This window comes from Streptomyces sp. NBC_01210 (assembly GCF_036010325.1).
Lineage (GTDB): Bacteria > Actinomycetota > Actinomycetes > Streptomycetales > Streptomycetaceae > Streptomyces.
The window spans coordinates 504371-518156 of sequence record NZ_CP108549.1 but is presented as its reverse complement, the minus strand read 5'-3'; the positions used below and the strand labels follow the sequence as shown (position 1 = coordinate 518156).

General features: G+C 67.6%; 16 protein-coding genes and 2 pseudogenes. 11 read left to right on the top strand and 7 right to left on the bottom strand.

Annotated elements, in window-relative coordinates; all coding sequences use genetic code 11:
- Positions 1–7: 7 nt before the first annotated feature.
- The 3 genes and pseudogenes from OG735_RS02370 to OG735_RS02360 form a co-directional block, all read left to right on the top strand.
- A complete protein-coding gene (locus OG735_RS02370) occupies positions 8–430 on the top strand; it encodes a helix-turn-helix domain-containing protein (protein WP_327328180.1) in 423 nt (140 codons plus the stop codon).
- A gap of 84 nt (positions 431–514) precedes the next feature.
- Complete coding sequence (locus OG735_RS02365; RefSeq protein ID WP_327321443.1) at positions 515–982, top strand: hypothetical protein; 468 nt, start codon at positions 515–517, stop codon at positions 980–982.
- A 63-nt stretch (positions 983–1045) separates the two neighbouring features.
- Positions 1046–1249: pseudogene (locus OG735_RS02360) on the top strand (SAM-dependent methyltransferase); the annotation flags it as partial.
- A 110-nt stretch (positions 1250–1359) separates the two neighbouring features.
- On the opposite strand, the gene OG735_RS02355 reads toward OG735_RS02360, so the two are convergent.
- Positions 1360–1788: a TIGR03668 family PPOX class F420-dependent oxidoreductase gene (locus tag OG735_RS02355; RefSeq protein WP_327321442.1), complete on the bottom strand. Its 429-nt coding sequence runs from the start codon at positions 1786–1788 to the stop codon at positions 1360–1362.
- 110 nt (positions 1789–1898) lie between these two features.
- Positions 1899–2723: an LLM class F420-dependent oxidoreductase gene (locus OG735_RS02350; RefSeq protein ID WP_327321441.1), complete on the bottom strand. Its 825-nt coding sequence runs from the start codon at positions 2721–2723 to the stop codon at positions 1899–1901.
- Between the two features lie 759 nt (positions 2724–3482).
- Here OG735_RS02350 and OG735_RS02345 point away from each other — a divergent pair.
- Positions 3483–3830: a MerR family transcriptional regulator gene (locus OG735_RS02345; RefSeq protein WP_327321440.1), complete on the top strand. Its 348-nt coding sequence runs from the start codon at positions 3483–3485 to the stop codon at positions 3828–3830.
- Between the two features lie 239 nt (positions 3831–4069).
- Here OG735_RS02345 and OG735_RS02340 read toward each other — a convergent pair whose 3' ends face one another.
- Positions 4070–4591 carry a hypothetical protein gene (locus tag OG735_RS02340; RefSeq protein WP_327321439.1) on the bottom strand — a complete coding sequence of 174 codons (522 nt, stop codon included), beginning with the start codon at positions 4589–4591 and terminating at the stop codon, positions 4070–4072.
- Between the two features lie 262 nt (positions 4592–4853).
- Between OG735_RS02340 and OG735_RS02335 the strand changes: the two genes are divergently transcribed.
- Complete coding sequence (locus OG735_RS02335; protein WP_327321438.1) at positions 4854–5528, top strand: formylglycine-generating enzyme family protein; 675 nt, start codon at positions 4854–4856, stop codon at positions 5526–5528.
- Positions 5529–5655: 127 nt separating this feature from the next.
- Here OG735_RS02335 and OG735_RS02330 read toward each other — a convergent pair whose 3' ends face one another.
- Positions 5656–6873 carry a cytochrome P450 family protein gene (locus tag OG735_RS02330; RefSeq protein WP_327321437.1) on the bottom strand — a complete coding sequence of 406 codons (1218 nt, stop codon included), beginning with the start codon at positions 6871–6873 and terminating at the stop codon, positions 5656–5658.
- 156 nt (positions 6874–7029) lie between these two features.
- Between OG735_RS02330 and OG735_RS02325 the strand changes: the two genes are divergently transcribed.
- A complete protein-coding gene (locus tag OG735_RS02325) occupies positions 7030–7650 on the top strand; it encodes a TetR/AcrR family transcriptional regulator (RefSeq protein WP_327321436.1) in 621 nt (206 codons plus the stop codon).
- 285 nt (positions 7651–7935) lie between these two features.
- Here the strand turns inward: OG735_RS02325 and OG735_RS02320 are convergent, their stop codons facing one another.
- The gene (locus OG735_RS02320; protein ID WP_327321435.1) at positions 7936–8520 is read right to left on the bottom strand and encodes a DinB family protein; all 585 of its coding nucleotides are present in this window, start codon (positions 8518–8520) and stop codon (positions 7936–7938) included.
- A 5-nt stretch (positions 8521–8525) separates the two neighbouring features.
- Between OG735_RS02320 and OG735_RS02315 the strand changes: the two genes are divergently transcribed.
- Positions 8526–8654, top strand: coding sequence for a hypothetical protein (locus OG735_RS02315; RefSeq protein WP_327321434.1), 129 nt, complete (start codon positions 8526–8528; stop codon positions 8652–8654).
- Between the two features lie 82 nt (positions 8655–8736).
- On the opposite strand, the gene OG735_RS02310 is transcribed toward OG735_RS02315, so the two are convergent.
- The gene (locus OG735_RS02310; RefSeq protein WP_327321433.1) at positions 8737–8961 is read right to left on the bottom strand and encodes a hypothetical protein; all 225 of its coding nucleotides are present in this window, start codon (positions 8959–8961) and stop codon (positions 8737–8739) included.
- 386 nt (positions 8962–9347) lie between these two features.
- Here OG735_RS02310 and rox point away from each other — a divergent pair, with 386 nt between their 5' ends.
- The 4 genes and pseudogenes from rox to OG735_RS02290 all read left to right on the top strand — a co-directional run bounded on the left by rox (position 9348) and on the right by OG735_RS02290 (position 12562).
- The gene (gene rox, locus OG735_RS02305) at positions 9348–10775 is read left to right on the top strand and encodes a rifampin monooxygenase (RefSeq protein ID WP_327321432.1); all 1428 of its coding nucleotides are present in this window, start codon (positions 9348–9350) and stop codon (positions 10773–10775) included.
- Positions 10776–11021: 246 nt separating this feature from the next.
- On the top strand, positions 11022–11222 hold the full coding sequence (locus tag OG735_RS02300; protein WP_327321431.1) for a type II toxin-antitoxin system VapB family antitoxin: 201 nt from the start codon (positions 11022–11024) through the stop codon (positions 11220–11222).
- 66 nt (positions 11223–11288) lie between these two features.
- Positions 11289–11731: pseudogene (locus OG735_RS02295) on the top strand (IS630 family transposase); the annotation flags it as partial.
- A gap of 330 nt (positions 11732–12061) precedes the next feature.
- A complete protein-coding gene (locus OG735_RS02290; RefSeq protein ID WP_327321430.1) occupies positions 12062–12562 on the top strand; it encodes a hypothetical protein in 501 nt (166 codons plus the stop codon).
- Positions 12563–12757: 195 nt separating this feature from the next.
- Here OG735_RS02290 and OG735_RS02285 read toward each other — a convergent pair whose 3' ends face one another.
- The gene (locus OG735_RS02285; RefSeq protein ID WP_327321429.1) at positions 12758–13735 is read right to left on the bottom strand and encodes an alpha/beta hydrolase family protein; all 978 of its coding nucleotides are present in this window, start codon (positions 13733–13735) and stop codon (positions 12758–12760) included.
- Between the last annotated feature and the right edge of the window lie 51 nt (positions 13736–13786).

Below are 13786 nucleotides of genomic sequence, written 5' to 3'. Positions count from 1 at the left end.
GGCGCCGATGATGGGTGTCCGGCACCCAGGCCTGTTCGGCTCGACATCGATCGGGGCCATGGCCGCGCGGGCCGGTGTCGGCAAGGACACGATCTACCGACGGTGGGCGGGCAAGCGCCAGTTGGTCTTCGAGGCCGTGTTCACCACCACCGACCATACGCCGAACCCGGACACCGGAAACCTGGCCGGGGACCTGACCGTACTGCCGCAGGGCCTGGTCGAGGAGTTCCACGCGCCTGCCGCCGCAGCGGCGCTCCCGGGGCTGCTCGCCGACTTCGCCGCCGACCCGGCTCCGACGGCGCGCATCCGCAGCGTCCTCACACTGTCGGTCGGCTCGTCGAAGCCGCTGTTCCGGCTGCCGCAGTGGCTCCTGCTCCTGCCAGTCGCGGCTGACAGTGGCGGGAGCCGCGTAACAACACCACAGGACTGAGCTGAAGCGCCGACCGCGTCTGGAACAAGGGGGGATCCCACCGAAGAGGCCACGCGGGGGCAGGGCTGTTCCTATGCTGCGGCAATGGACTGGACGGCTGTGGTCGCGGTGGCGTTGGGCGGGGCGATCGGAGTGGGCAGCACCCTGGCCACGGACCGGGTCCGCTGGCGCAGGGACAGCGTGGCTCAAGACCGAGAATCGCTGCGGTCGGTGTACGTCCAGTACCTGGAGGCATTGGCTCAGGCGCGGGATGTCATATCCCATGCGAGCCGGGAGGTGCACCGGTCGGCGGAGGAGCGGGCGCAGATGGCGTGGACGGTCACCCGGGACCACGGGGTGTATGCAAGGCAGTACGCGCTCGAACTGATCGCGCCCGTCGAGGTCGTGGAGAGGACCAAGGGTGTCGCCGACAAGCTCGTGACCTACCGGGACGCGGTGGTGCAAGGCGAGACGTGGAGCGATGCCGGCTGCACCGAGGCACGACGGGCACTGCGGGAAGCCCGGCACGCTTTGATGGACGCCATGCGCACCACCCTCGCCCGGCCGCAGTAAGCGCACAACAACGCGCCCCCCGTTACGGTGAGCAAGCCAACACCCGCCAACTTGGACCGCGGTGGCGCCGAACTCCCCGACGCGGACTTCTACGGCCAGTCCCGCCTCCATGGCGGACTCGCCTACACGCCGGAGTCGTTGCGCTGGATCTTTTCCGACCTGACGGAAGTCGAACTGCGCCGCATGCACGACGAACCGCCCGAGTCTCCGCTCTTCGGCGAATCCTTCCTCTGGACGGCCCTGTTCCGCCGAGCCACCCAGTTGTAGTCCATGTGCGCGAGGGCCGCTGTCCCCGGACCTCCTTGTCTCAGCAGCTCAGCAGCTCAGCACCAACCGTGCCGGCGGCGCTCACGGACCGCGCGCGGCCGACACGCGGCTCACGACGCGTGCCAGCCGCTCCAGCGCAGGACCGAGACTTCGACCACCGGTCCGTCGGGTGGCCGGTCGGCGTACTGCTGGTATTTCGCCGTGAGCAGGCCGATGCAGCGGGCGGCCTCGGGGGACCGGTCCGGTGCCGGAAGCAATCGGGCTTCGCCATCGGCCCGGGCCCACCACAGGCGGTCCCAGTCCTCCTCGTAGTGGTCGGTGAGCAGGCAGACCGACGGGTTGGCGGCGATGTTGGCCAGGCGTTTCAGCCGCGTCGTCCGCTTCGGTTTGTGGTCCACGGCCAGCATCACCGTGTCGCCGTCCAGGGCGAACACCACCGGCACCAGATGCGGGTGGGCCGCCGTGTCGGCCGTCGCGAGGTGGGCGAAGCGCGCCGCGGCGAACCGCTCCCGTGCCTCAGCGCTCGTCAGAGCGGGCATCCGCACCCCCTTTCCGGTAGTCATGGCATTCACGGCGGCTATGGCGGCTAGGGCGGTTGCGGATTCTCGGATCGGTCCCGCATCCCCGAGGCGCAGCGGTTTCCGGCTTCTCAGCGGTACCGGGCAGCGACTTCGGCCAGCCGGTCCAGGAACTCCAGCGTCTCCCGTTCGGGCATCGTCGGCACGTAGAACAGCAGCCGCTCGACCCCCAGACGGCTGTAGCCCTCGATCTGCTCGGGATCGTCGGGAGCCGCGTACACCGTCACCGGCACCTCTCGGTCGGCAAGGGCGCGCAGCCGTTCGATCTTCGGACCGAGTTCCTGCGGCGGCAGGCTGTTGGCCAGCCACGCGTCTCCGAGCTGCGCCACCCTCCGGAACGCGCCCTCGCCGCCGCCGACGTAGATCGGCGGATGGGGGCGCTGCACGGGCTTGGGCCAGGCGAAGACCGGATCGAAGTCCACGAACTCGCCGTGGAACTCGGCCTTCTCCGCGGTCCACAGCTCACGCATGGCGCGTAGCCGCTCGTCGGCGAGCCGACCGCGGGTGGAGGGGTCGGTGCCGTGGTTCCTCATCTCTTCACGGTTCCAGCCGACACCGACGCCGAGGATCACGCGGCCGCCGGAGATCAGGTCGAGCGAGGCCACCTCCTTCGCCGTGATGATCGGGTCGCGCTGCGGGATCAACGCGATACCGGTGGCCAGGAGCAGGCGTTCGGTCACGACACCGATCGCGGTCAGGGCGACGAAGGGGTCAAGGGTGCGGTAGTACATCTCCGGCAGCTCACCACCGCCCGGGTAGGGCGTCTGACGGTCCGCCGGGATATGGGTGTGCTCAGCGATGAACAACGAGTCGAACGCGCGTTCCTCCAGTGCGGTTCCGAGCGCGGTCGGGCTGATGCCCTGGTCGGTGATGAAGGTCGAGACTCCGAATTTCACGACGGCTCCGTCGAGGGTCGAGTACGGGAAAGGACAGGTGGCACAGATCTGCTGACTACCCGCCCCGGGCGATCCCGCTCCCATGACCACCCGGGAGAACCATCGCGGAGCACGGTTCCGGGCGCGCTGTCGCCAAAACGCGCTGGGGTGCCGGCGGACGCGGATGGGCGGTCCGCCAACCCAGAACCTCGGCGTGGCGTCCATCGCCGGCTGACCATCCCGGCGTGGCGTCCCCGCAGGGAGGAGCAGATAACTTCTCCCCCTGAATGGGGGAAATCTGTCGTGGCTGAGATAGACATTGCGTACTCGCGTGGCTAGTGTTCCTGTTGTAGCCAACGAAGTCAGCGATACGCGGCAGAGACGAACTGGCGCGAGCATTGCACGGCACGGCAGTGGAGTTCTGGGGCCAGGAAGTACGGGAAGGCCCCAGGGCTGGTTGCCGGGCCGGGCGGCCCCAGGGGTCGCCGAGCAGCACAGCGTGTTCAGAGAGCAGTACCGACCCAAAGAAGAGATGAGTGAGAGAGGAGCAGACGCCATCAGGATCGCCCGAGCGAGGTTTCAGTTCGCTCGGGTACCGCAGGCCCCGGATTGGAAGGTGGTCCCCGGTCAAGCATCCGCGATCCCCGTATCTCCGACCTCCCAGGCGGACATGCGGAAACCGAAAGTCGGCGCTCAGCGCCGGTAGATGGTGTTGAAACCCCTCGGGGCCCCGGTGCCGTACGGCACCGGGGCCCTCGACGCGTTCCGGAAGAGGTGCAAGTGCCCCCAGAAACTCCATCGCCCACCAGCGATCGATTCGACGATGACGACTTCCCCGCCTACACCATGGGCCGCGCGGCCGAGATGATCGGCGCCACGCCCGGCTTCCTCCGGGCCATCGGCGAAGCCCGCCTGATCACCCCACTGCGGTCGGACGGTGGCCACCGCCGCTACTCCCGCTACCAGTTGCGTATCGCGGCCCGCGCACGCGAACTGGTGGACGCCGGCACTCCCATCGACGCGGCCTGCCGCATCGTCATCCTGGAAGACCAGCTCGAAGAAGCCCTGAGACTCAACGAGGAGCTACGCAAGTCCACAGCAGACGCGGGCAGGGCTGCCGAGTCCTGACCGCCGCCGGAGCATCGGCGAACTCTCCCTCACCGGGCCACGAAGTACTCGGGCGGAGCACGGTGTTCGCCGGGCGGGGTCAACACGTGGGCCAGGGCGTCGTCGGCACGCGACGCCACTCGCCGGCTGGGCCGCTCCTGCTCCCGGCGCGATCTCCACGGCCAGGCAGCATGACTTTCTTCGGGAGACGAGACCGCCCGGCGCTCGGTAGGGGCACGGGTCAGGCCGCGGGCGAGGGGTCACATGGCCCGGACGGCTTTGCTGGCGCGTTCGATGAATTCGGTCATCGCGGGCCAGTAGGCGCGGGTTTCCTCAGTGAGCAGTTCTTCGGCGGCGGTGTCGCCGTCGGCCATGGCGCGCATCAGCCGGGCGGTGGACGGTGTGGCCTTGTCCAGGGCGGTGGCTGCTTCGGCGACATCGTCCGGGCCTTCCAGGGTGACCACTTGTACGCAGCGCAGGAGGGAGGCGTACACGTCCCGTATCTGTTCGCGCAGCCGCAGCAGCTCTGCGCGCCGGCTGTCGGGGTCAGCGATGTGAGCAGCCTCGGGGATCTTCCAGTACAACTCGCCGATGGCGACGGCCTTGTCGATGACGGCCGCATAGGCGGCTCGCCTGGCTTCACGCTGCCGGGCGAGGCGGTGAGACTCGGTTGCTGCCTCGGCCTGCAGCCGTGCCGCATTGGCGTTCCCTCGACTGGTAACCCAGCTGGCCAGCACGGCAGTTCCGGCCGTCAGCGCAGCCACCCACAGCGTGTTGTCCACGTCCGCCAGTGTGCCAGCGAGGACTGGAGAGCGACGCCGTCTCCCCGGGACGCGGCATTTGCTCGTCGTGAGGTGACTCCTTGGCGGCGCCTTCCTGGTCTGCCGGCTGCCGGTCATTCATACGGCTGATGGTCCTTGGCGCCGCCACCCGTGCGGAGACCGCTTGTCGAAGGGGTGTTGCTGTTGGTGGGCCCTGGCGACCTACGAGCGGCGCTGAGCTGTCCGCTGCACGGGGACAGACAGTTGGTAAGATCGCCCGCTTATGGACGCGAGCGCAGGAAACGAGATGACTGCCATCCCGCCGGGGCAGGTGACGCTGTCGGACCGGCGAACTCAGCGCAGCTGGTCGGTCGAGCTTGCGCCCTACCGGCTCGCTGCGTTCCCGATCACCCAGGCGCGGTACGCACAGGTCACCGGCCGGCGGCCGAGCACCGCGCAAGGCGACCACCTGCCCGTCGAGGGCGTTTCATGGTTGGACGCTGTCCGGTTCTGCAACGCCCTTTCCCAACGCGAGGGGTTGGCACCCGCGTATCGCCTCCATGCTGACGTCGAGGGTATCGAGTGGGACACATCCGCTGACGGGTACCGGCTACCGACCGAGGCCGAGTGGGAGCACGCATGTCGTGCCGGTACGGCCGACGCGCGGTACGGGCGGCTCGACGAGATTGCTTGGCATCGCGGCAACTCGCACGAGCGGATTCACGACGTGGGCCTCAAACAGCCCAACGCGTGGGGCCTGTACGACATGCTGGGCAACGTTTGGGAGTGGTGCTGGGACGTCTACGACGCCGAGGTCTACGGCACCTATCGGGTACTACGTGGCGGTGGGTGGTTTGACGAGCCCTGGAGCTGCCGGGCCTCGGTGCGGCGCCGCAGCCACCCGACCTTCCAGATCGACGACGTGGGATTCCGCATCGCGCGTTCCGTCTTGCGGTGAGGCGCGTCTCTTGTTGGCCGGATCGCCGTCTGCGCGGCCCTCCGCCCCAGCATGGCCCGCACCACCCCGGTGCGACTCCTGGCAGCTGCCGGGGAATGGCGGTAAGCGGCGGGCGGTGCCTGGTGGTTCACCAGGTCACGGGCAGTCGGTGCAGTCCGCGCAGGAGGCTGGGACGCCATTCGGGAGGGGTGGATGGGTCCGCCGGCGCGAGGTGGGGGAGGTGTTCGAGGAGGGTCCGGACTGCGATTGCGGCTTCCAGTCGTGCCAGTGGCGCGCCGAGGCAGTGGTGTATGCCGTGGCCGAATGACAGGTGGGTGCGGGTGTTGGCGGGGTCGCGGTGGATGTCGAATCGGTCCGGGTCGGGGAACAGTGCCGGGTCTCGGTTGGCGGCGGCCAGGCCGAGAATGACGGGGGCGCCCTTGGGGATGGTGGTGCCGGCGATCGTGACTGGTTCGACGGGGTAGCGGTAGGTGGTGGCCAGTGCGGGGGGCTCGTAGCGCATGGCTTCCTCCACGGTGCCTTCCAGGAGGGTCCAGTCCGCTTGCAGGGCTGCGAGCTGGGCAGGGTGGCGGAGCAGCAGGTGGACAGTGCTGGCGATCAGGTTGGCCGTGGTCTCGTGACCGGCCACCAGAAGCAGGAAGGCCATGCCGAGCAGCTCCGGCGGTGTCAGTGGCTCTTCCTGTGTGCTGTTGGCGTGGGCAAGGGCGTGCAGCAGATCACCCTTGGCTGAACCGTCCGCTTCGGTGTGCGCGGCGAGTGGCTGGCTTCGTTTGGTCTCGATGAGGTCGGTGAGGTAGCCGGTCATCGCCGAGGCGGCGGCTGAAGCTGTCTCGTGGTTGGTGGCAGCGACGATCTCGGCGGACCAGGCGCGAAAGGTGTCCCGGTCCGCGCCCGGTACTCCGAGCAGTTCACAGATCACGGTCACCGGCAGGGGAAAGGCGTAGGCGTCGACGAGGTCGGCCCGCCCCGCCGGTGCCATCGCGTCGACCAGTCCGTCGGCTATGTCCTGGACGCGCTGTCGCAGTGCCTGGATGCGGTGCCGCGTGAACTCACCTGCCACCAGCCGTCGTAGCCGGGGGTGATCCGGAGGGTCGACCTGCAGCAGGTTCCGCCCGATCGCGTACCCGCCGTCGTGGGTCCAGGAGGCGGAGTGCCGGATGTCGTTGCGCAGCCGCTCGTCGGCGAGCGCGGCTCGTACGGCGGCGGCGTCGGTCACCAGCCATGCCGCTTCCTTCGAAGGCAGCAGAACGTGGTGGACGGCGCCTTGTGCGCGCAGTTGTGCGTAGCGGCTGTGGGGATCGGTGGTGAAGCGGGCTTGGTCGGGGACCAGTTCGACGAGTGTCACGGTGTCTGTCCTCCGGGGTCATGGACGTGCGACGGATGGCTGCGGCAGCGACAACCAACGACGAACAAACAACAACCGGGGAGTGCTCCCCGTTTGCCGGTTCCTGACCGTAGCAGAAAGTGGGGAGTACTCCTCGTTTTGAGGTAGCGTGGAGACGTGAGACAAGACGCAGAGCGCAACCGCCGACGGATCCTGGACGCTGCTCGGGAGGTGTACGCGGAGCAGGGCGTGGAGGCACCCCTCGATGTGATCGCCCGCCGGGCAGGCGTCGGCAACGCCACGCTGTACCGGCGGTTCCCCGACCGCGCCGCCCTGATCGAGGCCGTGTTCCACGACCTGCTGGCAGCGACGCGGGAGGCGGGCGAGCGTGCCCGCGAAAGCGAAGATCCCTGGACGGGTCTGGTCGCCTACGTGATGCACATCTTCACCGGACTTGCCGAAGACCGGGGCGTCACCGACCTGATGACCACGACCATTCCCGGCATCCCCTCGCTGGAAGACCTGCACGCCCACAACGCTGAAACGTTCGGTCATCTCCTCGCACGCTGCCGCGAGAGGGGCGCCGTCGGCGACGACGTCACAGTGGAGGACCTGCTCTTCGTCCTCGCAGCCCTCGGCCGGGCCGTCCCCGCTGCTGAGGCCGCATCCCCCGGCGCATGGCTACGTCCACTGACTCTGTTCCTCAACGGCCTGCGTTCCCCCGGCGCGTCACTGCCCGGCACCCCGCTCGCCCCGCACCAACTGCAGCAGGCGCTGTCGAGACTTCACTCGCCCTGACCGCGGCAAGCCGCATTGGTCGGGCGGGACCGTCGCGTCACGATGAGTCCGGGCGAAGACCGGAGTAGGACGGCCACCCATCTGGGCCGGCAGCGGTGCCGAGGCCCGCCCCCAGCTGCTGGGTCGGTGCGGGCATCAGAAACGGCCGTTCCTTCGTGTGGGCCGCCCACCCCTCACCTCCGCCGCCAGAGCCCGGACCGCGTGGTGAGCGTCGTAGTTGGCCAAGCGGGACAACGGAAGCGCTCAAGTCGCAAGTGATGTGACTTAGAGGCAACGGCATTTCCTCTAAGCCTTGATTGGTGCGGCCGACCTGGCGGCCTGCTCGATCTTCGCGCAGTAGGCTGCACGGGCTTCCTCGTCGATCTGCTTCTCGTGTTCGGAGCGCACCCCGGTCCGGCCGTCGAGGCCCTCGCGCAGGATATCGGCGTGCCCGGCATGCCGGATGGACTCGCCGAGGACATGGACCAAGACGGCGAACAGATTTGTGTTGGGATAAGGCTCCGGCCACCACGGCACGTGGCCGGGGGCGTCGAGGGGAAGCTCGTTGATCGTCGCGTCCGAGTGTTCCCACGTGTGCCGGTAGAACCCGATGATCTGATCGCGGGTCTCGTCCTCGGTCGCCCACAGATCGTTGCCGTTGTAGTCCTGCCACCGGGACAGCGGTTCCGGGGAAGGGCGGTCGAAGACCTCGCCGAAGTACCTGGCCTCGACGGTAGCCACGTGTTTGACCAGGCCGAGGAGGTTGGTCCCGGTCGCTGTCAAAGGTCGGCGGGCGTCGTATTCGGACAAGCCGTCGAGTTTCCAGAGCAGCGTCTTGCGGTCCCGCCGCAGTCTCCCGTGCAGGTTGTCTTTCGCGAATTCATCGATCACGCGGCATGAGCCTGCCATGGGATGCTCGTGGTCTCAAGATCCCGTACGTGGTCCGCAACGACTGGCTGAGCCGAGGCCTGGCCATGGCCGCCGCCCTGACCTGCTACAAGAAGCTCGCGAAACTTGCCACGTGAGACAACCTCTTAGCGCTTCAGTTGGCCCTTTAGCGCTTGAGTTGGCCCCGCTGAACGCCAGGTTGGCCCGGCATGATGGCGATCATGCGCCGAGGATGCCGAGAACGAATAGGTGGTTCGTTAACGGCACCCGGACCTCAAGTGGTGTCGTGCCGACGTGCTCGGTGTCGTGCATGCGTTTGGCGAGCTCCGCCCAACGCTTGTGCGGCGCGGCGACGAACTCCATGAGAATGGCCGCGCTCTCGACGACGTTCGAGCCGGCCTGACTGGAGAGGGTGAAGATCCTCTCGTTCTTCCGCGGCTGCATCCGCAGCCCATGGGAAGTCCTTCTGGACCGCCGACGTCGCCGTGCGCGGCGCGTCACCGCTTCGGGAGGAGCTTGTCCGTCCACAGCGCACGACAAAGGGCAAGGAGATACCACTCCTTGCCACTCTCAACATATAGCGCACCGGGGGGCTTGCGGCAAGGCCCGGGTCGTGCTGCAGAATCGTCGGCCAAGGCCAGAACCTGCGGAAATAACAGATCCGCGAAGTGCGTGCGTTGTTGTCGACGTATGGGCCGCGCGGGAACGTCGAACCGCCCGTGGGACTCGCGGTGCGGTTGCGGGCACTCGGCGCGGAGGTGCGGGTGTGCCTGCCGTCGGACTGCGCGGAGCGGCTGGCCGAAATCCAATCTCGTTGAATGGGCGTTTTGATGATTGACGTGATCGTGGTCGGCGGCGGACCGACCGGCTTGATGCTGGCCGGCGAGCTGCGGCTGGCCGGAGTGCACGTGGTCGTGCTGGAGAAGTTGACCGAGCCGACCGAGCAGTCCCGCGGGCAGGGCCTGCACACGCGCAGCGTCGAGATGATGGACCAGCGCGGCCTGCTGGACCGGTTCCTCGCGGTCAGTGAGAAGTTCCAGGTCGGCGGTCTCTTCGGCGGCATCGTCAAGCCGTGGCCGGACCGGTTGGACACGGCTCACGCGTACGGCCTCGCCACCCCGCAGCCCGTCACCGAGCGGCTGCTCAACGAGCGCGCCGTCGAACTCGGTACCGAGATCCGGCGCGGCTGCGAAGTGGTCGGGCTGAGCCAGGACGAGGACGGGGTGACCGTCGAGCTGGCGGACGGCACGCACGTGCGCTCGCGCTACCTCGTCGGGTGTGACGGCGGCCGCAGTGCGGTGCGCAAGCTGCTCGGCGTCGGTTTCCCCGGCGAGCCCGCCAAAATCGAGACGCTGCTGGGTGAAATGGAGGTGACCGAGGATCCGGCGACGATTGCCGCCGTCGTCGAGGAAGTCCGCAAGACCCAACTGCGGTTCGGCGTCACCCCCGACGAGGACGGGGTGTGCCGCGTTGTCGTGCCGGCCGACGGGGTGGCCGAGGACCGTGTGACCGCGCCGACCCTCGAGGAGTTCAAGCAGCAGCTGCGGGCGTTCGCCGGTACCGACTTCGGCGTGCACTCGCCGCGCTGGCTGTCCCGGTTCGGCGACGCCACCCGGCAGGCCGAGCGCTACCGGGTCGGCCGGGTGCTGCTGGCCGGAGACGCAGCGCACATCCACCCGCCGACCGGCGGGCAGGGGCTGAACCTCGGCGTGCAGGACGCGTTCAACCTCGGCTGGAAACTGGCCGCCGCGGTCAACGGCTGGGCGCCGGAGGGGCTGCTGGACAGCTACCACGCCGAACGGCACCCGGTGGGCGCCCGCGTGCTGGACAACACCCGCGCGCAGATCACGCTGCTGGGGACCGATCCGGGTGCGACCGCGCTGCGGGAGCTGTTCTCGAAGCTGATGGACTTCGAGGAGGTGAACCGGTACGTGACCGGGATCATCACCGCGGTCGGGGTCCGCTACGACTTCGGCGAGGGGCATGAACTGCTCGGCCGGCGGATGCGGGACGTGAAGCTGAAGCAGGGTCGCCTCTACGAGATGATGCACGGCGGCCGCGGACTACTGCTCGACCAGACCGGCCTGCTTACGGTGGCAGGTTGGGCAGATCGAGTCGACCACGTCGTCGACATCAGCGAGGAACTGGACGCGCCCGCAGCGCTGCTGCGGCCGGACGGCCACGTGGCGTGGGTCGGTGAAGATCAGCAGGATCTGCTCAGCCAGCTGCCCAAGTGGTTCGGCGCTGCCGTCAGCTGAGCGCGCAGTTGTAGTTCGAAAGGGTGGGACCTTGGGCCGCGATCACGCTCATGACCAGACGACTCACCCGCAAGCGAGCCCGTCGAGCTGCCCCACGGACGACACGGCCGGACCAGCTGGCACAGGCCGTCTAGTGCCGCATCAGGCAACGTTCGCCCTGTTGTTGTTCCGTGCCATTGAACCGCAGCGGGAACGAGTCGCTGCTGTGCGGCTGTTAGAGTCCCGGACCGATGAAGGGGGCCGCTCGTGGCCAAGGTCAACATCAGTCTCGATGCCGAACTGGTGGTGGAAGTAATGGTCCTGGCCGGGGTCGGCTCGCCCCAGGACGCCGTCGAAGCGGTCGTGCGTGACTACATCGCCCGGGGACACCGAACCGAGGCACGCACCGAACTCAAAGACCAGAGCCTGAGCGAGGTCGAGGTCAAACCGCAGGAGCCTCAAGGCTGACCACTGTGATCGCGTGACGTCGCTCCTGCTCCGTTGGCACGCGTCCAAGGCTCGAGGACAGGGCAGTTGCAAGGGACGAGCCTCTCGGGATCCCGTTCCGGGAGGCATGGCTACCAGACTGACGGCCTGCCGTTTTCCACCTGGAGTCTGTCCAAGCTGGCGGATTTCCTGGTCGCCGAGGGGGTGGTCGACGACATCAGCCACGAGGGCCTGCGCATCCTGCTCCGCGAGGAAGGCGTCTCCTTTCAACGCCTGAAGACCTGGAAGACCTCCCGCGACCCCGACTACGCGGCCAAGAAGGCCCGTGTCGAACACCTCTACGCGATCGCTGACGGCGAGGTCATACCCGAGGAAGGCGAGCCCGAAGTCGTCTTCTGCATGGACGAGTTAGGCCCGCTCAACCTGATGCCCCACCCCGGCCAACAGTGGGCCGAACGCGGGGCAGGCACAAAGACCCTGGCCGCGAGCCCCGCCGCAGGCGCCGGGCGAAGCTCTACGGCCACATCAAAGAGTGCGCCCAGGCCTCGACCGCAGTCGCCACGAACGCGCGCGTTTGCTCTTCGGTGTTCGGTCCCCAGGCCTGGAAGCGGCAGACCTGGGCGAGGGAGGCCCAGGAGTAGACAGCTCGCCAGTCTGCGAGCTCGATTCTGCTCAAGGTCACCGAATGTCGAGCCACAAGCTGATCTTGTCATATGCAGTCGCGCCGACCTACCGGTTCAAGAACAGGCACTTAGCTTGTTCTTGAACCTTCGTCCGGCTCTGGCAGGGTGCCGGCGGGCCTGAGCGTGAGTGGTCGAATCGGGATGCGCTGATCTGTGGGGCAGCTGCATACTCAGCGCATGGCCTTGCTCTCCGGTCGGTTCCGGGATCCGCGCAGTACCGAGTACGACTTCATCAGCTCGATCATTGTGCGATGCCCCGGTTGTGCGAAGGCCGCTCGTGTCATTCCAGCGCCCGAAGACTCCGATCCCGGAGGTCGGATGCTGTTCAGGCCGCGACGTCTGGTCTGCCGTGGCTGCGGACTGTCACGGGTGTGGAGCGGCCGTCTTGTCACGCTCTCCCGTGGCACAGCTCAACCCGCGACGGATCCATACTTCGGTATGCCGCTGTGGTTCCAGGTTGAGACCAGGCATGGGTGGTTGTGGGCGTACAACCTCGAACATCTCGACCTGATCCGCCGTTTCGTCCAAGCGTCGCTGCGAGAACGAGCGCCCTGGTACGACACCGGACAAAAGATGACCTTGGTGGCCCGCCTTCCGGCATGGATCAAGCGAGCGAAGAACCGAGACGAGGTCCTGCGTGCCGTCAGTCGGATCCGCGCCTCACTGGTTGCCGCCTGAGTTACTCACCAGCGTCCGAACGTCACTCGAACTTGATTTCTGGTTGTGCTGTTCGGCAGACGTGCGGGCGGCCTTCGTCTGATCATGTGCTCCGACCAAGGTGCACTGATCATGACGAAGGCCGTGAGGGTGAGTCTGCTGCCTGATGCTGTCCGGGGAGAGGTGTGCGCGGAAGCGTCACGCTTCCGGGACGACTTATTCAACTGCTTGACGTGCGCGGGATTCGACCCGCCCCGGCGGGTTGGGGCCGGCCGTCACCGCGTCACGCGCTGCCTGCCAGGCGGAATCCCCGGGGTAGAGCTCGGTGCGGAGGTAGGCCCAGGTGAGCCGCTGGACCGCAGACACTCGCTCGGGGTTCTCGTCCGTCGTCTCGGCGACGTCATATCCAGAGACCCCGCCGAGCCCGTGCTCTGCGTCAAACAGGGTGAGCAGGGACTTGGGGCCCGGGGAGAGGAAGTACGGATCGGTGTGCCAGTCCGGGCCCCGAACCGTCAGGTGGGTAGAGGTGTCTTTGTCGCCGGCGACCACGAGCGCGGGCGTCGTCATTTCGGAGAAGTCCGTGGTCAAGAAGAACGAGTAGTTCTCGGCTGCGGACTCGGTGAGGGCGTCGCCGCCTCTGCCGGGCGCGGCAAGCAGTACACCCGCCTTGATCCGGGGCTCGGCCAGGTTCACTTCCGTTCCGTCGTGCGGATCGGTGAGCCGGGCGCCCAGCAGCAGGCTCGCGGTGTGTCCGCCCATCGAGTGCCCGGCCACGGCGACCTTGCTTCGGTCCAGGCGCCCGAGGAGCTGCGGAACGGCGGCCTCGATCACGTCGAGCTGGTCGAGGATGCGCTTCATGTCCTCGGCCCGTGATCGCCAGTACAGAGGCGCCCCGGGGGTATCGGGATCCAGACTCAGCGTCTTCGAGCTCAGATGGGTGGGCTGGATCACGACGAAGCCGTGCGCCGCCCAGAAGTTGGCGAGTGGGGCGTAGCCGTTCAGTGAGGAGAGGTGGTTCGAGTAGCCCTGGCCGTGTGAGAGAAGGATGACCGGCAGCTCGCTCCCGGTCACGGGAGCGGAGACTCGCATCTGCAGGTCCACGGCTCGGCCGGGAGCTGACAGCACAACCGGACTGACCGAGAGGACGGGAGTGGGCGAGTTGACGGCGTCGGCTGTGTATGTCGATTCACTCATGATGCGTATTTGCCTTCCATGGCCTCTGCTGCCGGTCTTATTCGGCCGGCG